The sequence below is a fragment of the Halorubrum sp. SS7 genome, from assembly GCF_005435055.1.
In the GTDB taxonomy this organism is placed as follows: domain Archaea; phylum Halobacteriota; class Halobacteria; order Halobacteriales; family Haloferacaceae; genus Halorubrum; species Halorubrum salinarum.
Genome location: NZ_SGXV01000002.1, coordinates 1 through 21,242, shown reverse-complemented (window position 1 = coordinate 21,242; position 21,242 = coordinate 1). Strand labels below are relative to the sequence as shown.

At 71.8% G+C, this 21,242-nt stretch carries 24 protein-coding genes and 1 tRNA gene; 18 read left to right on the top strand and 7 right to left on the bottom strand.

The window, feature by feature from the left end:
- Positions 1-72: 72 nt before the first annotated feature.
- Positions 73-612: a hypothetical protein gene (locus tag EXE44_RS02500; RefSeq protein WP_137715828.1), complete on the top strand. Its 540-nt coding sequence runs from the start codon at positions 73-75 to the stop codon at positions 610-612.
- A gap of 1 nt (position 613) precedes the next feature.
- Here EXE44_RS02500 and EXE44_RS02495 read toward each other — a convergent pair whose 3' ends face one another.
- From EXE44_RS02495 to EXE44_RS20640, 3 genes are all read right to left on the bottom strand, one after another.
- Positions 614-1,363 (bottom strand): hypothetical protein, encoded by a 750-nt coding sequence (locus EXE44_RS02495; RefSeq protein WP_137715827.1) that lies wholly within the window; start codon positions 1,361-1,363, stop codon positions 614-616.
- 78 nt (positions 1,364-1,441) lie between these two features.
- Complete coding sequence (locus EXE44_RS02490; protein WP_137715826.1) at positions 1,442-2,119, bottom strand: HAD family hydrolase; 678 nt, start codon at positions 2,117-2,119, stop codon at positions 1,442-1,444.
- Positions 2,120-2,176: 57 nt separating this feature from the next.
- Positions 2,177-2,317 (bottom strand): hypothetical protein, encoded by a 141-nt coding sequence (locus EXE44_RS20640; RefSeq protein WP_199241174.1) that lies wholly within the window; start codon positions 2,315-2,317, stop codon positions 2,177-2,179.
- Positions 2,318-2,443: 126 nt separating this feature from the next.
- Here EXE44_RS20640 and EXE44_RS02485 point away from each other — a divergent pair, with 126 nt between their 5' ends.
- Positions 2,444-3,583, top strand: a complete 1,140-nt coding sequence (locus tag EXE44_RS02485; RefSeq protein WP_137715825.1) for a CBS domain-containing protein — start codon at positions 2,444-2,446, stop codon at positions 3,581-3,583.
- 72 nt (positions 3,584-3,655) lie between these two features.
- Here the strand turns inward: EXE44_RS02485 and radB are convergent, their stop codons facing one another.
- Positions 3,656-4,390: a DNA repair and recombination protein RadB gene (gene radB / locus EXE44_RS02480; RefSeq protein ID WP_137715824.1), complete on the bottom strand. Its 735-nt coding sequence runs from the start codon at positions 4,388-4,390 to the stop codon at positions 3,656-3,658.
- Positions 4,391-4,560: 170 nt separating this feature from the next.
- Complete coding sequence (locus EXE44_RS02475) at positions 4,561-4,767, bottom strand: cold-shock protein (RefSeq protein WP_004595330.1); 207 nt, start codon at positions 4,765-4,767, stop codon at positions 4,561-4,563.
- A 208-nt stretch (positions 4,768-4,975) separates the two neighbouring features.
- Between EXE44_RS02475 and EXE44_RS02470 the strand changes: the two genes are divergently transcribed.
- The 4 genes from EXE44_RS02470 to EXE44_RS02455 all read left to right on the top strand — a co-directional run bounded on the left by EXE44_RS02470 (position 4,976) and on the right by EXE44_RS02455 (position 7,665).
- Positions 4,976-5,671, top strand: a complete 696-nt coding sequence (locus EXE44_RS02470) for an SCO family protein (protein ID WP_137715823.1) — start codon at positions 4,976-4,978, stop codon at positions 5,669-5,671.
- A complete protein-coding gene (locus EXE44_RS02465; RefSeq protein WP_121562599.1) occupies positions 5,668-6,213 on the top strand; it encodes a TlpA disulfide reductase family protein in 546 nt (181 codons plus the stop codon). Before EXE44_RS02470 ends, EXE44_RS02465 begins: the two co-directional genes overlap by 4 nt.
- Before the next feature lie 16 nt (positions 6,214-6,229).
- Positions 6,230-6,895, top strand: a complete 666-nt coding sequence (locus EXE44_RS02460; RefSeq protein ID WP_121562600.1) for a cytochrome c biogenesis protein CcdA — start codon at positions 6,230-6,232, stop codon at positions 6,893-6,895.
- 113 nt (positions 6,896-7,008) lie between these two features.
- Positions 7,009-7,665 carry an AIM24 family protein gene (locus EXE44_RS02455; protein WP_137715822.1) on the top strand — a complete coding sequence of 219 codons (657 nt, stop codon included), beginning with the start codon at positions 7,009-7,011 and terminating at the stop codon, positions 7,663-7,665.
- Between the two features lie 30 nt (positions 7,666-7,695).
- On the opposite strand, the gene EXE44_RS02450 is transcribed toward EXE44_RS02455, so the two are convergent.
- Entirely contained in the window at positions 7,696-9,051 is a 1,356-nt protein-coding gene (locus tag EXE44_RS02450) for a sodium-dependent transporter (protein ID WP_137715821.1), read from the bottom strand.
- Between the two features lie 198 nt (positions 9,052-9,249).
- Here EXE44_RS02450 and EXE44_RS02445 point away from each other — a divergent pair, with 198 nt between their 5' ends.
- On the top strand, positions 9,250-10,638 hold the full coding sequence (locus EXE44_RS02445; protein WP_137715820.1) for an NAD(P)/FAD-dependent oxidoreductase: 1,389 nt from the start codon (positions 9,250-9,252) through the stop codon (positions 10,636-10,638).
- Between the two features lie 63 nt (positions 10,639-10,701).
- Here the strand turns inward: EXE44_RS02445 and EXE44_RS02440 are convergent, their stop codons facing one another.
- On the bottom strand, positions 10,702-11,826 hold the full coding sequence (locus EXE44_RS02440) for a Xaa-Pro peptidase family protein (protein WP_137715819.1): 1,125 nt from the start codon (positions 11,824-11,826) through the stop codon (positions 10,702-10,704).
- A 247-nt stretch (positions 11,827-12,073) separates the two neighbouring features.
- On the opposite strand from EXE44_RS02440, the gene EXE44_RS02435 reads away from it, so the two are divergent.
- The 11 genes from EXE44_RS02435 to EXE44_RS02385 all read left to right on the top strand — a co-directional run bounded on the left by EXE44_RS02435 (position 12,074) and on the right by EXE44_RS02385 (position 21,153).
- Positions 12,074-12,148, top strand: a tRNA-Val gene (locus EXE44_RS02435).
- Positions 12,149-12,401: 253 nt separating this feature from the next.
- Positions 12,402-13,844, top strand: coding sequence for a lamin tail domain-containing protein (locus EXE44_RS02430; protein ID WP_199241173.1), 1,443 nt, complete (start codon positions 12,402-12,404; stop codon positions 13,842-13,844).
- Positions 13,841-14,137 carry a DUF3006 family protein gene (locus EXE44_RS02425; RefSeq protein WP_121562605.1) on the top strand — a complete coding sequence of 99 codons (297 nt, stop codon included), beginning with the start codon at positions 13,841-13,843 and terminating at the stop codon, positions 14,135-14,137. The genes EXE44_RS02430 and EXE44_RS02425 overlap by 4 nt, the downstream gene beginning before the upstream one ends.
- Before the next feature lie 116 nt (positions 14,138-14,253).
- Positions 14,254-14,952, top strand: coding sequence for an AAA family ATPase (locus EXE44_RS02420; RefSeq protein WP_137715818.1), 699 nt, complete (start codon positions 14,254-14,256; stop codon positions 14,950-14,952).
- Positions 14,953-15,051: 99 nt separating this feature from the next.
- Positions 15,052-15,336, top strand: a complete 285-nt coding sequence (locus EXE44_RS02415; RefSeq protein ID WP_006628131.1) for a translation initiation factor eIF-1A — start codon at positions 15,052-15,054, stop codon at positions 15,334-15,336.
- Positions 15,337-15,559: 223 nt separating this feature from the next.
- Entirely contained in the window at positions 15,560-15,898 is a 339-nt protein-coding gene (gene trxA / locus EXE44_RS02410) for a thioredoxin (RefSeq protein WP_137715817.1), read from the top strand.
- 85 nt (positions 15,899-15,983) lie between these two features.
- Positions 15,984-17,126, top strand: a complete 1,143-nt coding sequence (locus EXE44_RS02405; RefSeq protein ID WP_137715816.1) for an aminotransferase class V-fold PLP-dependent enzyme — start codon at positions 15,984-15,986, stop codon at positions 17,124-17,126.
- A gap of 72 nt (positions 17,127-17,198) precedes the next feature.
- Positions 17,199-17,756 (top strand): class I SAM-dependent methyltransferase, encoded by a 558-nt coding sequence (locus tag EXE44_RS02400; protein WP_137715815.1) that lies wholly within the window; start codon positions 17,199-17,201, stop codon positions 17,754-17,756.
- A 95-nt stretch (positions 17,757-17,851) separates the two neighbouring features.
- Positions 17,852-18,955 (top strand): DoxX family protein, encoded by a 1,104-nt coding sequence (locus tag EXE44_RS02395; RefSeq protein ID WP_137715814.1) that lies wholly within the window; start codon positions 17,852-17,854, stop codon positions 18,953-18,955.
- A gap of 91 nt (positions 18,956-19,046) precedes the next feature.
- Positions 19,047-20,333 (top strand): glucose-6-phosphate isomerase, encoded by a 1,287-nt coding sequence (locus EXE44_RS02390; RefSeq protein WP_137715813.1) that lies wholly within the window; start codon positions 19,047-19,049, stop codon positions 20,331-20,333.
- An 85-nt stretch (positions 20,334-20,418) separates the two neighbouring features.
- On the top strand, positions 20,419-21,153 hold the full coding sequence (locus EXE44_RS02385; RefSeq protein WP_137715812.1) for a CPBP family intramembrane glutamic endopeptidase: 735 nt from the start codon (positions 20,419-20,421) through the stop codon (positions 21,151-21,153).
- The last annotated feature ends 89 nt before the right edge of the window (positions 21,154-21,242 follow it).

Genomic DNA, 21,242 nt, shown 5'->3' with positions numbered 1-21,242 from the left:
CCGCGCCGGACCCGCTCCGTCCGCGCCGCCCGCGCCGCCCGTCGAACAAGTGTCGATCGATCCCCGCGCCGCGTGACCCGTACCGGGACGTGGTCGTTCGCGACGACCGCGGGACGAGTCGAGGTAGCCCCCGGCGAGATCCGCGTTCGGAAGGGGCTCGCTCGCGTGGCCGAAACCACCGTCCGGCGCCTCGCGAGCGGCCGAGCGCCCCTCGTCGGACGCGAGGTGGGCTGGTCGGCCGTCGCGAGCGGGATCGCCATCCTCGGAGCGCTGATCGAGTGGGTCGCCGGGTCCGGGCAGGGGATCGAGGTCGCGGCGTTCGCGCTCGTGACGGCGCTCGCCGGCGTCGGCGTCACGGCGCTCCAGAACGCCCGCGCCGAGGTGTCGACCCGCGATGTCCGGCACGTCGAGTTCAGGGACGGGGACGTGGTCGTGGTACACGACGACGACGGCGACGAGGGCGAGACCGTCCTTCACCCTCGGTCGCCCGCGGCCCGGAACGACGCGGCGCTCGCGTTCCGGCTGCGCGGGATCGAGGTCCGCGGCGTGGCCGACGCGGAGGGCGTCTCCCGGACCGTCGTCGACGCGCCGAAGGCCGAACTGGTCGCGTGAGTCACCGCGTCATCGACACCGACCGCTCGACGACCTCGTACCCCTGCGCGGCGAGCACGTCGGCGTAGTACCGCTCCGCGACCCGTCCCTGCGGGAGGCGGCGGAGGTCGAACCGCCGCGTCGGCCGCAGTTCGACGTCGACCACGCTCCCGCCGTCGGCCGCCTCGCGGACCGCGACCGCGTACGACGCCCACGCCTTCCCGCCGGCGGTCCCCTCGATTTCGACCGTCGCGACCGGCCGGCGCTCGTGCTCGCCCCCGTCGACCGCGCCGTCGAGCGCGTCCCCGTCGCTCACGTCGACGGAGAGGTCGAGTTCGACCGTCTTGAGTCCCAAGAGGTACGAGAACTCGTACGTCGCGGCCGTTCCGGACGCGTCCCCGTCGGCGGAGTCGGCCGGGCCGTCGTCGGCTCCGCGCACCTCGTCGGCGACGGCCCACTGGAACGCGAGGATCGGCGGCCTCCCGGACGCGAACTCGCGCACGACGGTCGCCGGCGGGGCGTCCGTCCGGAGCCGCGCGGTACCGCGCCGTCGGAACGCGGGCGCGCGGAGCGCGAGCAAGAGGAGACCGCCGACCGCCACGCCGGGCCAGAAGGAGAGCGCGGTGACGGCCGCGAGGACGGCGCCGGCGGCGAGCAGCGCGAGCGTCCAACTGACCGCGCGTTCGGCGCGGCGGTAGCGAGCGGTCGCGTCGTCGAGGGCGTCTCGGTCGGTGCGTCGGCGCGACCCGACGCGGGCGGAGGGCGCGGACACGGCTCGGACTCGTCGGGCGCGCAGTTCAGGATTGCGGTCGAATCCCGGTCGGTCGGCGTCTTCCGCGAGGGTCGGCGGTCAGGCCGGACCGTCGGTCGGCGCTCGGCCGCAGATGCTGACGAGGTCGTGGAGGTCGTCTATCTCGTAGGTCGGGTGGCAGGCGAGCTCCGTCGACCGGCGGTGCGGGCGGCGGAGGAACGCGGAGTCGATCCCCGCGTTGTCGGCCGCGCGCACGTCTGACTCGTTGTCGCCGACGAACAGCGCCGTCTCGGCGCCCAGGTCCTCGAGGGCGCGTTCGAGGTAGTACGGGGAGGGCTTCTTGCGCGAGAGGCTGGCCACCGAGGGCTCGCGGCCGTACGCCACCTCGAAGTGGCCCGCCAGCCCGAAGTGGTCGAGGAGGGCGTCGACGGTCTCCTGCTGGTTCGAGGAGACGACGCCGAGCGAGGCGTCCAGCGCGCGGAGCGCGTCCACGTCGTCGTACGGCGTCTTCTGCCCCTTCCGGGCCGCGTCGATCTGCGCCGCGGCGGCGGTCTCGTCCCTGACCCGCCAGAACTCCGTCGGGTCGACCCCGTACCGCTCGCAGATGTCGGTCAGGGTCGCGGGGTCGACGCCGACGGCCACGTCGTCGACGTGCGAGAGGTCGGGGTCCTCGACGCCGAGGCTCACGAACGCGTCCCACGCGGCCTCGCGGAGCGTGTCGAACGGCGTCCGTCCGACCAACACCCCGTCGTTGTCGAGGACGACGGCGTCGTACACGCCTCCCTGTGCGGGGGTAACGGGCAAAAAGCTTTCACACGCCGGGGGGACGGCGCCTCACACGCCGAAGAGGCGGAGGAAGAGCCCGGCAAGCACCGCGAGCGCGCCGGCGATCACACCGACGAAGGGGATCGGGACCGGCAGCGGGATCACGATCAGCGCGACGCCGACGGCGATCAGGACGGTCGAGAGCTTCACGAAGCGGCTTCGTCGGCGACGCCCAAATACCTTCAGGCGGATTCCGGCGATCGGACGAGACGTGTCGGCGGGCGCGACGACTCCCGCACTTTCAATACCCGGCCCGTCGAACTCTCAGAGTGGACTATGAACATCTCTGATATCGCGGTCGCGGAATACGTGGAGGTCGACGTCGACGAGCGGCTCGCCAAGGTCCGTTCTATCTTCGAGCGAGAGAACCCCAAGGGGATCGTCGTCGTCGAGGACGGCGAGTACGCCGGCGTCGTCGGCGAGAAACAGCTGATGCGGTCGCGCATGGAGGACGACACGAAGGTGTCGGCGGTGATGAAGCCCGCGCCCTCCGTCGACCGGCACGAGGACGTGCGCGAGACCGCTCGGCTCCTCGTCGAGGGCGACGTGAAGATCGCGCCCGTCTACGAGGGAGAGAAGCTCTACGGGATCGTCACCGTCGACCAGATCCTCGAGGCCGTCATCGACAGCCTCGACGCGATCACCGTCGCCCAGATCGCCACCGAGGACGTGATCGGCATCGGCGAGACGGAGAGCGTCGGCCGCGCGATCAACCGCCTCCGGGAGAACGGCGTCTCCCGGCTCCCGGTCCTCGACGACGAGGGCGACCTCGTCGGCGTCGTCACCACGAACGACATCGTGGAGTTCGTCGTCCGGGACCAGGAGCGGCAGGGCAGCGGCGACCGCGCCGGCGACATCGACCGGATGCTCGACATCCCCGTCTACGACATCATGTCGAGCCCCGTCGTCACGGCGACGAACGACGAGACCGCGCAGGCGGTCGTCCAGCGCATGTTCGACAACGACGTCTCCGGGCTGGTCGTCACCCCCGAGGGCGCCGACACCGTCGCCGGGATGGTGACGAAGACCGACGTGCTGCGCGCGCTCACGTTCACCGAGCAGGACTCGATGGACGTCCAGATCACCAACGTCGACCTGCTGGAGGGCACCAGCCGCGAGCACATCGTCGAGTCCATCGAGCAGGTCGCGGACAAGTACGCGGAGATGCAGGTCATCCACGCGCACGTCCGGCTCCACGCGCACAAGGAGAAGCTCCGCGGCACGCCCCTGATCCAGTGTCAGATCCGCCTCCGCACCAACGAGGGACAGGTCGGCGGCTCCGGCGAGGGGTACGGCGCCGAGCACGCCTTCCACGTCGCGCTCGACAAGCTAGAGCGGAACGTCTTAGAGATCAAGGGCGTCAACGCCGACGAGGAGTACCGCGGCCAGCTCCTCCGGAAGCTCGGCGAGCTGTGAGCCGGTAGGCCGCCGTCCGGTCGACCGACCGCTCTCCTCTTTTCTGCCTCCCGCGGCCGCTCGCCGCGTCAGCTACCCGTCCGCGCCCTCCGCGAGCCCGTCGCCGACGATCCGGAAGGTCGCGGTGTCGCCCGCGGGCTTCGACCGGTGCTTTTCGAGGGTCACGCGGCGGTTCCCCCCGCGGAACCGGTCGACGCGGAGGATCGCGCCGGTCCAGTGGTTGAGGGTGTTACCGCCGAGCGCGCGGTCCCGGTCCCCCTCCGGGTCGGTGAATACCTGGTTCGTGATCACCACGGCGACGTCGTGACGCCGGGCGAGAGAGAGGAGATGGGTCACCTGCTTCGCGACCTTCCGGAGCGACTCGCCGCCCTGGGTGTCGCCGGCGCGCTCCAGCCGGTAGAAGCCCGTCGCGGAGTCTAAGACGATCAGTTCGACCTCCTCGGCGAGCTCCTCGGCGTCGCGGACCGCCTCGCGCTGGTCGTCAAAGTCGTACGCCTCCGAGATGACCAGCCGCGAGGCGAGCGCGTCGAGGTCGTCGTCGCCGCCGTCCCGGGCGAGCCGCCCCTCGGCCAACTGCTCGAACCGGTCGATGGAGAGGCCCTCGGTGTCGATGTAGAGGGCGCGGTCGCCGCCGGCCGCGACCTCGACCGCCGCGGCGAGCGCGAGGTTCGTCTTCCCCGCGGCCGGCGGGCCGTACACCTGCGTGACGACGCCGCGCTCGAAGCCGCCGCCCATCAGCTCGTCGACCGGTCGACAGCCGGTCGGGATCGGATCGCTCACTGGAACCGCCTTGGCCCGCGCTCGTATTTAAACGGTCGATCGCGTCGCTCAGCGGAGGACAGCCGTCGCGTGACCGATATTGGCCGTCGCTCGTCGAGGTATTATAAGTGTGAGAGAAACGGAGATGGCGCCGATCGCGTCGAGCGACGGCCGAAATCCGGTAGTTCGTGCGGACGCGCCGTCCGCGGTGTGAAGGGTTAGTTGCGGACGAGGTTCGTCGCGCGGGGTCCCTTGGGGGACGACTCGATGTCGAACTCCACTTCCTGTCCCTCCTCGAGGTCCGGGCCGCCGACGTCTTCCATGTGGAAGAACACGTCTTCGTCGTCGTCGAGGTCGCCGTCGTCAGTCGAGATGAAACCGTAGCCGCCAGTGTCGTTGAAGAAATCAACCTTACCGTTTGCCATTGCGAATAAACGTACAGCCGGTTCGGGGATAACCCTTGCGAGGGTCACGGTACCACGGGGGTTCCGGACGTTCGTCCAAGCGCGCAGTCTCCGGAGAACGTCCGCTCACGGCCGCTGAACCGGCTCTTCGGGCGGCCGCGGTCGTGTTCATCGCGCGCCACCAGCCGCGGGGTTCATTTACGAGCGACCACGTAGGTCGGACAACGACATGGACCGCCGCCACTTCCTCCGCACGCTCGCCGCGACCGGCGCCGTCGCCGGGACCACCGCGACGGCCGGCTGCGCCGGCGTTCTCGGCGACTCCGGTCCCGAGGGGACGGTCCTCGGTCCGCCGGAGCAGAGCCGCGGCGATCCGGTTCACCCGATCCAGGGCGACGAGATGCCCGAGTTCGCCGTGCCGGACCCGATCACCGGCGAGGAGATATCGACGGCGCAGTTCGAGGGAGAGCGCGCGTTCCTGTGGACCTCCTTCTACACGAGCTGCCCCGACGGCGTCTGTCCGGCGCTCATCCTCCGGCTGCGGCGCGCACAGGAGGTCGCCGCCGAGGAGGGGTTCGGCGACGAGGCCGCCTTCCTCCCGCTCACGTTCGACCCCGAGCGCGACACCGCGGCGGTGCTCCGCGAGTACGCGAACCGGCGGGGCGTCGACCTCGACGCCGGCAACTGGCACTTCCTGCGGCCCGAGAGCTACGAGGCGGGCGTCGAGCTGATGGACGAGAACTTCGGGCTCAAGATCCAGAAGACGGACGCCGAGGGGTACGAGAACCTGGAGTACGCGTTCCCGCACTACGGGCTCATCCTGCTCGTCAACAAGCGCGGCATCGTCGAGCGCGCGTACCCGCGCGGGCCGGCCACCGACGTGGAACGGATCGTCGACGACTTCAGACGGGTGGTCACGGCGTGAGGCGGCGGCACCTGCTGGCGGGGCTCGCGAGCGTCGGCGTCCTCGGCGGAGCGGGCGCCGTCGCGACCGGCGGGGTCCCGGACCCGCTCGGAGGCGAGGAGGCCCCCGAGCCGGTCGAGCCGGTGACGATAGACGCCATCGACGCGCCGGGAAGCCGCGACGGCGAGGTGACGATTCCCGCGCCCGACCGGCCGACGTTCGTCGACTTCTTCGGGACGTGGTGTCCGCCCTGCGCCGAGCAGATGCCGGCCCTCGTCGCGGCGCACGACCGGATCGGCGACGACGTGCTGTTCGTCTCCGTGACGACGGAGCCGGTCGGCGAGGCGGTCAGCGAGGAGACGGTGGTCGACTGGTGGCGCGAGCACGACGGCGACTGGCTCGTCGCGGCCGACGTCGCGGCCGAGCTCGCGGCGCGGCTCAACGTCGGGAGCTACCCGAGCGCGCGCGCCGTCGACGCCTCGGGACGCGTCCGCTGGGCGACCTCCGGGACGCACACCGCCGACGAGTTCGTCGCGGGCATCGAGCGGGCGCTCGACCGATGACCCGGCGGCGCGACCGATGACCGACGTCTCGCTCGCGACGAACGTCCCGTTCGCCGTGACCGCGGGCGTGGCGACGTTCTTCTCGCCGTGCGCGTACCCGCTCCTCCCGGGGTACGTCGGCTTCTACGTGAACTCCGTCGAGGCCGACTCCGCGTCGGTGGTCGGCGCGGGCGCCCGCGGCGTCGCGGCCGCGGTCGGCGTGTTGGCCACGTTCGCGCTGCTCGCCGGCGCCACCGTCCGGATCGGCTACTCGACGCTGTCGAACATCACCGTCTTCGAGACGCTCGTCGGGGCGCTGCTGATCGCCTTCGGCCTGCTCGTGGTCAGCGGGCGCGCGCCGTCGGTGTCGGTGCCGCTGCCGGAGCGGCGCGCGAGCGTGTTCGGCTTCGGCGTCTTCGGCGCGGGGTACGCGCTGGCCGGGGCGGGCTGCGTGGCGCCGGTGTTCCTCGGCGTCGTCGCCCGCGCGGTCGCGCTCCCGGCCGAGGCGGCGACCCTCGTCGTCGGCGTCTACGCCGGCACCGTCGCCGTCCTGATGGCCGCGACCACGGTCGCGACGGGCGTCGGCCTCGTCAGCAACGCGAACCGGGTGATGGCCCACGCCGGCCTGCTGAAGCGGATCGCCGGCGCCGTGATGGTCGTCGCGGGAGTCGGGCAGCTCTACCTCGCGCTGGTCGTGTACTGAGCCCGGCGCGTCGCGGGCGCCCCCTGTGACGCGCCCGCACGCCGCCCCATACCTTCTTAACCGATAGCGGGGAACCTCCGTACAGCCGAACCGAACGGTTCGGTCCCCGCATCATGAACCTAGACGAGTTCACCGCCGCGAACGCACCGACCGACAGCGCGGAACCCTTCCAGCGCGAGAACAGCTACACCCTCGACGTCGAGGTCGCCGGCACCGTCATGGCGAAGGCCGGCTCGATGGTGGCGTACACGGGCGACGTGTCGTTCACCGGGAAGGCCTCGGCCGAGGGCGGGGTCACCGGCTTCCTCAAGCAGGCCGCGACCGGCGAGGGGACGCCGATCATGGCCGTCGAGGGCGACGGACACGTCTACTTCGCGGACGACGGCAAGAAGGTCCAGGTGATCGAGCTCGGCGCCGGCGAGTCGATCACGGTCAACGGCGAGGACGTGCTCGCGTTCGAGGAGTCGCTCTCCTACGAGATCAACACCATCGACAGCCTCGCCGGCGCGCTCGCCGGCGGCTTCAGCAACGTCTACCTCGAAGGGCCTGGCTACGTCGCGATCACGACGCACGGCGATCCGATCGTCTTGGAACCGCCGGTGGCGACCGACCCGAGCGCGACCGTCGCGTGGGGCGGCACGTCGCCGGACGTGGAGGTCAACCGGAGCCTCTCGGACATGATCGGCCAGGAGTCGGGCGAGCGCTACCAGATGCGCTTCGACGGCGCCGACGGCTTCGTCGTGGTCCAGCCGCGCGAGGAACACGTCTGAGGCGGGGAGGCGACGCCCCCGCGGCCGCGGTTACCGCGCGGCCAGCCAGTCGGCGAAGCCGCCGGTGAGGAAGTCGACGTAGTCGGTGACGCCGAGGACTAACGAGACGAAGATGACGACGACGAGGGGGAGTCGAACGACCCAGATCCACGCGCCGTCGAAGCCGGCGGGGGCGCCCATCCCCTTCCGGAGCTCCTCGCGACCGACGCCGGGCGCGACCCAGCCGACGAACAGCGCGAGCAGCAGCGATCCGAGGACGAGCAGGATGCCGTACGCGAGCCCGTCGTACAGGCCGAGGAAGATCGAGTCGATCGTGACCGGCACGCCGAGCAGGAACACCGCGGCGCCCAGCGCGGCCGACGCCGGGACGCGGGCGACGCCGACCTCGTCGATCAGGTAGGAGACGAGCACTTCGAGGATGCTGATCGCCGAGGAGAGCGCGGCGATCCCGACCATGCCGAAGAAGACGGTACCGAGGATCCGGCCGCCGGGAATGCCCGCGAACGCGGCCGTGAGACTGACGAAGATCGCGCCGGGTCCGCCGGACCCCGGTTCGATCCCGACCGTGAAGAGGACGGGGAAGACGACGAAGCCGACGAGGACGGCGACGAGCGTGTCGATCGTCGCGATGATCCCGGCGTCGGCCGCGAGGTTCCGGTCCTCGCCGAGGTAGGAGGCGTACGTGATCATCACGCCCATCCCGAGCGAGAGCGTGAAGAACGCCTGTCCGGCCGCGGCGGGGAGGATCTCCGTCCAGTTCGCCGCGATCGTCCCGAAGTCCGGCGAGAGGTAGTAGGCGTACGCCGCGCTCGCGCCGTCGAGCGTGAATCCGTACGCGGCCAGGCCGACGAGGAGCACGAGGATGGCGGGGATCATCACCTTCACGCTCAGTTCGATCCCGCGCCTGACGCCGGCGGCGATGATGCCGACGACGAGCAGCATGAACAGGGCGTGGAAGACGAGCGTGTCGAGCCCCGTCGAGACCGTCTGGTACAGCGCCTCGGCCTCTGCCGGGTCGGTCAGCGTGTACCCCTCGGTGATTCCGATGAGCGTGTAGCGCAGGAACCACCCCGCGACGACGCTGTAGTACGAGAGGATGATGAACCCGGTGACGACGAACAGCCACCCGGCGGACCCCCAGACGCCGCTGCCGAGTTCCCGCAGCGCGCCGACCGGGTTCCGGTCGGTCCGGCGCCCGATGACGAACTCCACGAGGATCGCCGGGAACCCGATCAGCGCGACGAACGCCAGGTAGGTTATCAGAAACGACGATCCGCCGTACTGGCCGGTGATGAACGGGAACCGCCAGACGTTCCCCAACCCGACCGCGCTGCCGACCGCGGCGAGGATGAAGCCCGCTCGCGTCGCCCACGTCTCGCGTGCCATTTGTGTGCCGGATGAATCCTCACTGCCCCCTAAAAACGTGTCTCTCCGGCGCTCTTACTACCGATCATCGAACATGATCAATCGGTCACCGGCGTCGGCCGAGGACGACGGGGCCGCGCGGCCGCGCCGGGACGCCGACCCTCTCCGCGCCGCGTCGGGGACCGTGAATTTAATAGCCGGACGGCAACCTCTCGGGGTATGGAACGCGTAGACGTCGCGATCGTGGGCGGTGGGCCGGCCGGGTCGTCCGCGGCGCACGCGGCCGCGACCGGCGGCGCGGACGCCCTGGTCATCGAGAAGGGGGTCCCACGGGCCGACCGCGACCGCCTCGGCCCGGACTCCACCGACGCGGCCGGCATCTTGGACTACTGGGTGGACATCATGGGGATCCACCCCGACGAGTTCGACGACGGGGTCGTTCAGCGCGAGCTGAACCGCGCGGAGTTCCGCGGGCCCGACGAGGCGGCGACGCTGACCTCGACCGGCATCGACTCCTCGTACGACAAGTTCGGCTACACCTTCCAGCGCGCGCGCTTCGACGACTGGCTCCGCGACCGCGCCGAGGACGCGGGCGCCGAGTACCGCGTCGGCACTTCGGTCCGCGGCGTCGACACCGACCTCTCGGTCGCGCCCGGCGACGACGGCCCGCGCCACGTGCTCGACCTCGCGGACGGCGGGAGCGTCGGCGCCGACTTCGTCGTCCTCGCCGACGGCCCGCAGCGGACGGTGACGAACCGCGTCCTCGACGAGTACCTGCCGGCGGACGCGCAGGCCTCCGAGCGGTTGGCCTCCCGCACGGCGAACCACATCGCCTACCAGGAGTACCGGCGCGTCCCCGAGGAGGTGTTCGAGGAGGTGAACGACGCCATCGTCTTCTGGTGGGGCGTGATGCCCGGAGAGACCGCGTACCCGTGGATCTTCCCGAACGCGGACCGGGTCTGCCGCGTCGGCCTGACGATGCCGATCGGCCTCGACATCGACGAGGTGGACGCCTCGGAGTACGCCCTCCTCCGCGAGGACGACGAGTCGATCCCGCAGGGCGGCGAGTACATCCGCCGCCTCCTGGAGTGGCAGTACGCCGACGAGTACGACGTCGAGGAGGAATTCCCGCTGGTCGAGGGGGCGGGCAAGCGGAAGGGGACGGAGACGTACCCGATCTCGTCGACGCGGCCGATCGACTCGCCCGTGGACGCAGGCATCGCGGTCGCGGGCGGCGCGATGGGGACGACCTCGGCGTTCCACGAGGGCGGCGACCACGTTGCGGTCCGCACCGGCGCCATCGCGGGCGAACTCGCCGCCGAGGGGGACCTGGCCGCCTACAACCGCCGCTGGAAGGAGGCGATCGGCGACGAGGTCGTCCGCAACGTGACCATGGCCGACATGGTCGCCGACTACGGCCCGGACGACTGGAACCGCGTCATCGGGGCGGCCGACGCGATGCTCGCCGCCGAGGCCGGCGGAAACCTCCTCTCGCAGCCGTACCGGTCCGGCTGGGAGTCGCTGAAACTCATGCTCGGCTACAAGTGGAACAAGCGGCGCGTGAAGAAGGGGTACGTGGGCATCGACGAGAGCGAGTACGTCTACTGACTCGCTCCGCGCGCCCCGGTCCGGACCGGGCTATCCGGAGCGGGCGCCGCGCTGGAGGCGCCGCTATCGGATGACCGGCGCCGCCAGCTCGACGGGCTCGCCGTCGACCCCCTCGACGTCGACCGGCTCGACCTCGTGGGTCGGCCACCGACCGGTCTTCGTGAGCCGCTCGGTCAGGTCCGGCGCGACGAGGTGCGTGTCCTCGCTTTTCGTCCCCTGAACCGTCGGGTTCCACGCGTAGCCCATCGGCCACCGGACCGGCTCGTCACCGTCGGGCGTCGCGAACCACTCCCGGCCCGCGAAGCCGGCCGCGCCGCCCTGGTGGTGGTTCTCCCACTCGTCGCCGAAGCCGACCGCGTCGTACGCGTCCCGGATGACGCCGAAGAGGTCGCCGGCGGTGTCGGGGCCGTCGTCGTCCCCGGAGAGGGCCCCGGCCGCCGCGGCCTCGGTGGCGCGGACCGCGGTCGCCTCGACGCGCGCCGCGGCGCGGTGGCGCTCCTCGAACCAGTCCGGGGCGTCGAAGGCGACGGTGCGCGTCATCGAGGCGTACAGGCCGGCGCGCTCGGCGGTGACGGACACGAGCGCGTAGTCGCCGAGCGCCGCGTCGGTCGGCGTGTAGTGGCGGAACGACTGCGCCCGCTCCGCGCCGCCGACGAGGACGACGGGCGTGTCCACGTCGCGGGAGGCGAGCGAGATGTCGATGCCGGCCGCGACCTCGTACTCGGGGTCCTCGGGTTCGAGGTTCCGGCAGACCGTCTCGACGGCGGCCGCGACCTCGCGGCCGAGCTCGCGGTACCGCTCGACGTCGTCGTCGGTGAGGGGCTGTCTGAGCCGGCTCCCGTCGACGGCCTCGAAGCCCGGCACGTCGAAGTCGGCGGCCGCGGGCGCGGGCGAGCGCTCGGCGACCGCCTCCGGGAGCGAGTCGGCGTACCACGGGAACGACTCGACCGCGAACGCCTCGGGGAGCTCCTCCGCGGCGAGCCGCTCCGCCTCGATGTTGTCGGTGATGACGCGGAGCTCGCCGTCGTAGCCGGCGGCCGCGACCCCCGTCGTCGCGTCGTCGTCGACGACGTTGTCGCCGCCGGTGAGCCACGCGAACCCGTTCGGGCGCGCGAACCAGACCGCTTCGAGCCCGCGCTCGTCGAGGTACGCGTCGAGCCTCTCCGTGCGGGCGGCAAGGTCGACCATACCCACGGACTCTCACCGAACGGGTAAAACCGGTCGGAACCGCGCCGACGGCCGAGAGACCGCCGCGCGAGGTCGGTGGGGTTCTATCCCGGACAACCCGAGACGACCCCGGATGAGCCCGAACGAGACGGGATCGTCGCCGCGCCGTCTCCCGATCGATCGCTCGGAACCTAGTCGGCGGGCGGGCGGAAACGAAAGGTTCAATTACGTCCCTCGGAAACGAAGAGATGCGTCAGTAAGCCCCTGCGGGTTGGTAGTCTAGTCCGGTTATGACACCTCCTTGACATGGAGGAGGCCGGCAGTTCAAATCTGCCCCAACCCACTTCCTTATACCCGAAAACCGCACGACGGCGAGAGACGTTTATATCGTCGAATGAGGCTCGGACCGGTGGTCCGGTCCAAGTCGAGCGCGTTTCGGGTCCGGTCACTGTGCGCCACGATATTGGGAGCACTGCGACGTCCGACCACCGACCGAACAGGGCCTCGGAACGGCGGCACCGCCGACTCCGCCGACCGGCCGGTCGGGAACGGTACCGGACACGTACCTCTTTCCCTGTGTAGCGCAGTAAGGAAATATGAAACGAACAGGGGGTGCGCTCAAGGTCCTCCTGGTCGTGGGGATCGTCGTCCTCGCGGGCTGTGCCGGCGCGGCGCCCGGCGATCAGGCGCCGACGGGTCCGGACACGGACGACGAGACCCCGGCCGGGACGGCGAACGGGACCGTCGAGGTCCACTACATCAACGTCGGACAGTCGGTCAGTACGCTAATCCTCGGGCCGGAGGGCGAGACGATGCTCGTCGACACGGGGCACTACAACGACGACGGGGAGTACGTGTTGGAGTACCTCCGGCGACACGACGTCACGCGGATCGACCACCTCGTCACCTCGCACAACGACGCGGACCACATCGGCGGCAACGCGGCGGTCATCGAGTACTACGAGACGGAGGCCGACGGGATCGGGGGCGTCTACGACCCCGGGATCGCCGCGAGCACGCAGACGTACGCCGAGTACCTCGACGCCGTCGAGGAGCACGACGTGACGCTGTACGAGACGCGCGAGGGCGACGCGATCTCGTTCGGCGCGGTCGACGTCGACGTGCTCGGGCCGCCCGAGCCGTACCTCGAAGGCGAAGCGCGCAACGAGAACAGCATCGTGCTGAAGCTCACGCACGGCGAGACGAGCTTCCTCCTCTCCGGCGACGCCGAAGACGACCAGGAGGCGTACCTGGTCGACACCTACGGCGCGGAGCTGCGGTCGACCGTGCTGAAGGCCGGCCACCACGGCTCGTCGAGCTCGTCGAGCGGCCCGTTCGTCGACGCGGTGGCCCCGCGGGCGGTCGTCGTGTCGAGCGCGTACGACTCGCAGTACGGGCACCCGACCGAGGAGGTGCTCCGGCGGTTCGCGGACCGGTCGCTCCCGACGTACTGGACCGCGACGCACGGGAACGTCGTCCTCGTGAGCGACGGGAGCGGCGTCTCCGTGCGGACGCAACGCGACGCCCCCACCGACCCGCTCGCGCTCCGCGACGCCGAGCCGATCGAACCCGGCGCGGGGGGCGAAGTCGTCGAGCGCGCTCGGCTCGGGGGCGACCCGGTCGCGGGCGGGACCGACGGCGAGACTGAAGGCGAAAACGGGGGCGACGGCGGCGACGGCGGGGACGACGGGACGGCGAGCGGCGCGGACGCGCTGGCGGTCGCCGCGATCAACGCGGACGCCGAGGGCGCGGACGGGGAGAACCTCAACGACGAGTACGTGGTCTTCGAGAACACCGGCGGGGAACCGATCGACCTGTCCGGGTGGACCGTCGCGGACGAGGCGGGCCACAGCTACGAGTTCCCGGAGGGGTTCGCGCTCGACGCCGGGGCGACGGTCACGCTGCGGACCGGGAGCGGCGCGGACACCGAGACGGACCTGTACTGGGGCGCCGGGTCGCCGATCTGGAACAACGCCGGCGACACCGTGATACTCTCGAACGCCGAGGGGGACCGCGTGCTGGAGGTGAGCTACGAGTGAGCGACGTCGACCTCCCGGACGGCGAGTACACCGCGGTCGTCGACGCCGTCGAGGACGGGCTCGCGACCGTGTTCTTCGAGCGGGACGGCGAGGAGGTGGGAGACGCGGTGGTGGACGCCGCGCGGCTCCCGCCGGACGGGCGACGCGCCGACGCCGTCCTCTCGGTGACTCTCAACGGCGGACGCATCGAGTCCGCCGCCTACGATCCCGAGCGGACGGAGGCGCGCTCGGAGGCGGCGCAGGACCGGTTCGACCGGCTCTCGGAGCGGCCGCCGTCCGACGACGACGCCTGACCGCTCGAGCGGTCGGAGCGCGCCGCGCCGGACGGACCGAGCGTTGAGCGCGGCGGGGGCTCGCGGGGGCGGACGATGCGAAGTTTCTTTAGCGTCACCCCGGAGGGTACGGGTAGATGAGCGACGGAGGCGGCCGACGACCGGACCGGGCCGAATCGCCGACTTCGAAGCGTGACGCGTCCGATTCTCTCGCCCCGGAGGCGTCGACCGCGGCCGCTCCGGCCGCCGAGGACGGGCTCTCGTCCGGGCGGCTGGTCGTCGTCTGCGGCCTGCCCGGCGTCGGCAAGACGACCGTCGCCAAGCGGGTCACCAAGCACGTCGACGGCCGGATCCGCCGTACCGACGTGATCCGCAAGGAGCTGTTCGACGACCCCGAGTACACCGACGCGGAGACCGCGGCCGTCTACGCCGAACTCCTCTCTCGCGCCCGCGACGACGTCGACGCCGGCGACGCCGTCGTCCTCGACGCGACGTTCGCGGACGCGCGGTTCCGCGCGGACGCCCGCGAGACCGCCGCCGCGGCCGCCGCCGAGTTCGACCTCGTCGAGGTCGCTTGCGACGAGGCCGTCGTCGAGCGGCGGATCGAGCGGCGCGACGGGATCAGCGACGCGGACTTCGACATCCACCTCCGGTTCAAGGAGCTGTTCGACGAGATCGCGACCGACCACGTCGTCGTCGACAACTCCGGGACGCAGGCGGAGACGTTCGCGCAGGTCGACGCCGCGTTCGGTGGCGACGCGCCCGGCGAGGACGCGCCGAACGAGGAGGCCGCCGCCGGCGACGACCGCTCGGCCGCGGTCACCGACGCGGAGTGAGGGCCCCGTCCACGGCGCGGCGGTCGTGTGAACAGACCGCATGACGGGAGTACACACGCGTCTCCCATCACTTATACGGGCGAGCGCACTACGGGTGGTATGAGCGAAGAATCCGGGCGGAAGAACCTCCGCATGCCCAACGACGACGAAGTGTTCGCCGTGGTGACGGAACACCTCGGCGGCAACCACGTTCAGCTGCGCTGCGCCGACGGCGTGGAGCGCCTCGGCCGGATCCCCGGCCGCATGAAGTACCGCACGTGGATCAGCGAGGGCGACGTGGTCCTCGCCGAGCCGTGGGACTGGCAGGACGAGAAGGCGAACGTCGAGTGGCGGTACGAGGACGAGGACGCCGACCAGCTGCGCCGCGAAGGCCACATCCAGTAATCGAAGCGCGCGCCGCGTCGCCGCCGACCGGTCCCTCTCAGTCTCTCTCAGTACTCCGACGCGCTGCGTTCGGGCGGTCGCCCGGTCAGCGTCGTTTCTCACCTCGATAGCGGCCGGGCCGGCTCGCACCGCAGGCCGGTCGGGCTGACCGCGCCAGCCGTGTTACGTAGTATTGTGATTTCTATCCAAAACCATTATCACGTCGAGGCGCGTAGACGGGGGTATGAGTTCGACAGAAGCGGCCCCCGCGGAACCGATCCAACTGACCGACGCGGACGCGTTCGACGACCACGTCGCCGACGGCGTCGTCCTCGTCGACTTCTACGCCGACTGGTGCGGCCCGTGTCAGATGATGGAGCCGGCCGTCGAGGCGGTCGCGGCGGACACCGACGCGGCGGTGCTGAAGGTCGACGTCGACGTCCACCAGGCGCTGGCCGGCGAGTACGGGGTCCAGGGCATCCCGACGCTGCTCGTGTTCGCGGACGGCGAACTCGCCGACCGGATGGTCGGCGCGCAGTCCGAGCAGGCCCTGACCGACGCGATCGAGCAGCACGCCGCCTGAGCCGTTCCGGACGCGCAACACGCCCAACAGGCGGGGCGCTGCCGGCGGCCGATCCGCCGCGGCCCGAATCGCCGAAACCGACACCATGAGAACGATTCGACTCGACGACGACGGTATGACCCCCAGAGAGCTCCGCGCGGACGTCCCGGCCCTCGGCGACGCGGCGTACTTCAACTTCGGCGCGCACGGCCCGAGCCCCGAGTACGTCGTCGAGGCGGCGGCCTCGTTCGTCGAGGACCACGAGTACGGCTCCGCGACGACCGACCCCTACGAGCACGCCTTCGAGACGTACGAGCGAGTGCGCGAGCGGATCGCCGCGTTCGTCGGCGCCGACCCCGAGGAGATCGCGCTCACCGAGAGCACGACCGACGGGATCAACCGCGTCGCCGGCGCGATCGACTGGGAGCCGGGCGACGTGGTCGTCCGGACCGACCTCGAACACCCCGCCGGCGTCCTCCCGTGGCGGCGCCTCGAACGCGAGGGCGTCGAGGTTCGCGTCTTGGAGACGGAGGACGGTCGCCTCGACCGCGACGAGTACGCCGCGGCCGTCGCGGACGCCCGCCTCGTCTGCTTCAGCGCGATCACGTGGACGCACGGCACCCGCCTCCCGGTCGCCGACCTCGTCGAGGTCGCGAACGACGCCGGCGCGTTCACCCTCGTCGATGCGGTCCAGTCGCCCGGGCAGGTGGCGATGGACGTGGGCGAGTGGGGCGCCGACGCGGTCGCGGCCGCGGGCCACAAGTGGACGCTCGGCCCGTGGGGCGCCGGGTTCCTCTACGTCGACCGCGACGCCGCGGCCGACCTCGCGCCCCGCGCCGTCGGCTACCGGAGCGTCGCGGACCCGACCGGCGACGAGATCGAGTTCAAGCCGGCGGCGGGGCGGTTCGAGATCGGGACGACAACGGCGGCGGCCCACGTCGGCCTCGTCGAGGCGCTCGACGCGATCGACGCGGTCGGGCTCGAGGCGATCGAGTCGCGGATCGAGTCGCTCACCGACCGCCTGAAGGCGGGCGTCCCCGACGACCGGCTCCGTAGCCCGCGAGCGTACGAGTCGGGGCTCGTCACGATCGACGTCGACGACCCCGAGGCGACCGTCGAGCGGCTCGGCGAGGAGGACGTCGTCGTCCGCTCGCTCCCGCACCCGAACGGGATCCGGGCGTCCGTCCACGCGGTCTCGACGGAGACGGAGGTCGACCGGCTCCTCGACGCGCTGGAACCGGAGTGGTGAGCCGCGGCGGAAGCCGGCGGTCCCGCACCGCGCGACCGGACGCGTTTTAGCACTCGACGGACAAGACCGCGTATGGGATTCCACACGTTCGACGCCGAGCAGGCGGACCGGCTGGAGCGCCCCGGCCGGTACCGCTGGGTGTCCGCGGAGGAGCTGGTCGGGCCGCTGGTCGAGGCCGACGCCGCGGTCGTCGCCGACCTCGGCAGCGGCACCGGCTTCTACACGGACGACGTGGCGCCGCACGTCGAGACCGTCTACGGCGTCGACGTCCAGCCCGAGATGCACGACCGGTACCGCGAGAAGGGGACGCCGGCGAACGTCGAGCTCGTCGCGAGCGACGTGGAGGACCTCCCGTTCGCGGACGGGGAACTCGACGGCGCGGTCTCGACGATGACGTACCACGAGTTCGCGAGCGACGCGGCGGTCGCCGAGGTCGCGCGCGTCGTGCGCTCGGGCGGCGTCGTCGCGACGTTCGACTGGTCGGCCGACGGCGACGGCGAGCAGGGCCCGCCCGTCGACGAGCGGTTCGCCGCCGCCGACGCGGTCGCCGCGCTGGAGGCCGCGGGCTTCGAGGTCGTCTCGGCGGCGACGCGGACCGAGACGTTCGCGGTCGTCGCGCGGGCGCCGTAGCGCTCGCCGCCGCGGGGGTGAACCGACCGTCTCAGCCCCGGGGACGAACGTTCGTGAAGAAATAGCGTTAGGTGCGTTCGGCCCGTAACGGGAACATGTCCGTTCGTCACCGATCGGTCGCCGCGGTCGCGGTCGCACTGCTCGCGACGCTCGTCGCGCGGCCGGTCGCCGCCCACGTCGACTACGTCACCGAGGACTCGGGCGACCCGCTCGACGCGGTGGCGTTCGTCGCCGAGGTGCTCTCGGACCCGTTCAACGCGGCCCTCTTCGCCGGGTCCGGGCTCGTCGCGGTCGCCGGGCTGGCCGCGTACCTCCGGATGCGCCCGACCATCGTCGACGTCGTCGTCCTCCGGGAGAAGCTCGCCGGGTACGGCGACCTCGTCCCGTGGATGCTGCGGCTGGCCGTCGGGCTCCCCCTCGTCGGCGCCGGCTTCCAGGGGTACCTGTTCGCGCCGACGCTCTCGTTCGACCCCGCGGCGAGCCCGCTGCTCCGGCTCCTGTTCATCGGGCTCGGCTTCGCCCTCCTCTTCGGGCTCGCGACCCGGATCGCCGCCGCGGTCGGCCTGCTGACGTACGCGTGGGTGCTCGTCGCGGTCGACCCGCTCGTCGTCCTCGCGGTGGAGTACGTCCCGGTGTTCGTCGCGCTGGGGATCCTCGGCGGCGGGCGGCCGAGCGCCGACGACATGCTCCTGGAGGTCGCGAGCACGCCCGGGTCGTACTACGGTCGGGTCGACCCCGTCCACCACCTGAAGTCGTTCCTCGACGAGAGGACCGGGCCGCTGCGGCGCTACGTGCCGACGGTGCTCCGGGTCGGGATGGGCGTCTCGTTCGTCTACCTCGGGCTGATCCAGAAGCTGGCCGACCCGGCGAGCGCGCTCCGGGTCGTCGAGAAGTACGACCTCACGTCGGTCGTGCCCGTCGACGCGGGGCTGTGGGTCGTCGGCGCCGGCGTGACCGAGGTCGCCGTCGGGCTCGCGCTGATCGCGGGCTTCTTCACCCGCGGCGCGGCCGCCCTCTCGTTCGTGCTGTTCACGACGACGCTGTTCGGGCTCCCCGACGACCCGGTCCTCGCGCACGTGGCGCTGTTCGGCATGGCCTCGGCGGTGTTCACGCTCGGCTCCGGCCCGCTGGCGTTCGATCGCCGGGTCGGTCGGCCCGCGCTCGGCGAGGAGGAGGAACCGATCGCGGCCGCCGACTGACCCGGCGGCGCCCCGGCGTCGCGCCGACCGGCGGCGGGGCGACGGCCGTCCGCCGGCGGTTATTAAGTTCCTCTCGCGCGGTGAGACACGTATGCGAGTGGACCTCGGCAACGCCCTGGAGACGACCCCGGGGCTCACGACGGAGACGTTGGACAGGCTCGACGACCGCGTCGCGGCCGCGCACGAGCGGATCGCGGCCGGGATGGCGGACGACGAGTTCGGGTACGCCGCCCTGACGCTCCCCGAGACCGCGGACGCGGACGCGATCTACGCCGCGGTCGACGGGTTCGACCGGCCCGAGGCGGTGCTGACGGTCGGCATCGGCGGGAGCGCGCTCGGCGCGGCGACGCTGTCGAACGCCCTCGCGAGCGACGTGGACGCCTACGTCCTCGACAACGTCGACCCCGACGACGCGCGGGCGCTGCTCGCCGACCTCCCCCTCGACGACACCGTCGTCAACGTGGTCTCGAAGTCGGGGACGACGGCGGAGACGCTCGCGAACTTCCTCGTCGTCCGCGAGGCGATGGCGGACGCGGGCGTCGACTGGACCGAGCGCACCCTCGTCACCACGGGGGAGTCGGGGAACCTCCGCGAGTTGGCCGACCGCCACGGCCTGCCCTCGCTGCCGGTCCCCGACGGCGTCCCGGGCCGCTTCTCCGTCCTCTCGACCGTCGGGCTCGCGGTCGCGGCGCTCCAGGGCCACGACGTAGAGGCCGTCCTCGCGGGCGGCCGCGACGGGATGGACGCGCTCGCAGGGTCGCTGTACGAGTCGCCCGCCTACGCCTACGGGGCGGCGACGTACGCGCTCGCGGAGCGGGGGGCGCTCACCAACGCCGTGATGCCGTACGCCGAGTCGCTGGAGACGTTCGCGGAGTGGTTCGCCCAGCTGTGGGCCGAGAGCCTCGGGAAGGACGGGCTCGGGCAGACGCCCGCCCGCGCGCTGGGCGCGACCGACCAGCACTCCCAGCTCCAGCTGTACCGCGCCGGCCCGCCGGACAAGCTGGTGACGCTCGTGCGCCCGACCGAGCGCGCCGACGCGCCGATCCCGGAGACCGACCTCGACGGGCTCGCGTACCTCGGCGGCTCGTCGCTCGGCGACCTGCTCGACGCGGAGTTCGAGGCGACCGAGGCGAGCCTCGCGGCCGCCGGCGTCCCCAACGTGCGCGTCGAGGTCGACCGCGTCGACGAGCGCGCGCTGGGCGAGCTGCTGTTCGGGATGGAGGCGGCCTGCGTGCTGTACGGCGAGCTCGCGAGCGTCTCGACGTTCACGCAGCCAGCGGTCGAATGGGGGAAGAAGGCGGCCCGCGGGCTGCTCGGCGGCGGCGACTTCGCGGAGGCCGAGGCGGTCGACGAGAAGCGCGAGCTGCGGATCGAGTGAGCCGCGCGCGCTCCCGGACCGGACGCGCGGCGACCGCCGATCGCCATCCGGTGCGTCTAAGCCTCGGGGTCTCGTACGCCCTCCAATGAGCGACGACGCACCGGGCTCGGAGATCGCCGAGCGAGTGCTCCGGGTCGCGAGCGCGCTGTTCGCGATCGTGTTCGCGCTCCTCGTCGCGAGCGCGATCACCGTCCCGGCGGCGGACCTGGCGGTCTCGATCGGGCTGGTCGCGGAGGGGTCGACCGGCTACCAACTGCTCCGGACGGTGCTCCAGTTCGGCGGGTTCGCGGTCGCGGTCGCCGGGTACCTCGCGATCACGGGCGAGTGGGAGCTCGCCCGCGCGTCCCGGCCCGACGCGCGACAGGCGGCGATCGTCGTCGGCGGCGGGGCCGTCCTCTTCGCGTTCCAGTACGGCGCGCTGTTCGCGCTCGATCAGGTCGGGCTCTCGACCGGACAGAACCAGGCGGTCGTCCCCGCGGGCGACCCGGTCACCTACTACCTCGCGATGATCGCGGTGTCGCTCGCGGTGGTCGGCCCGGTCGAGGAGCTGCTGTTCCGCGGCGTCGTCCAAGGGGGCGTCCGGCGCGCGTTCGACGCGGTCCCCGCGGTGCTCATCGCGAGCCTCGCGTTCGGCCTGATCCACCTCCCCTCGGTCTCCGGCACCCCGGCCGAGCGGTGGGCGTACGTGGGCGTCGTCGTCGTGCTCGGGTCCGTCCTCGGCGCGCTCTACGAGTGGACGGACAACGTCGTGGTCCCCGGGCTGGCGCACGGCGTGTACAACGCCGCGATCTACGTGGTGCTGCTCGCGCAGGCGCTCTGAGGGCCTGAGCGACGTTTCTACGGACACCTATCACCTTCGCGGTGGCGCGTGCCTGCGAGCGGCCGCCACCGGCGGCCGCGAGGAGCACG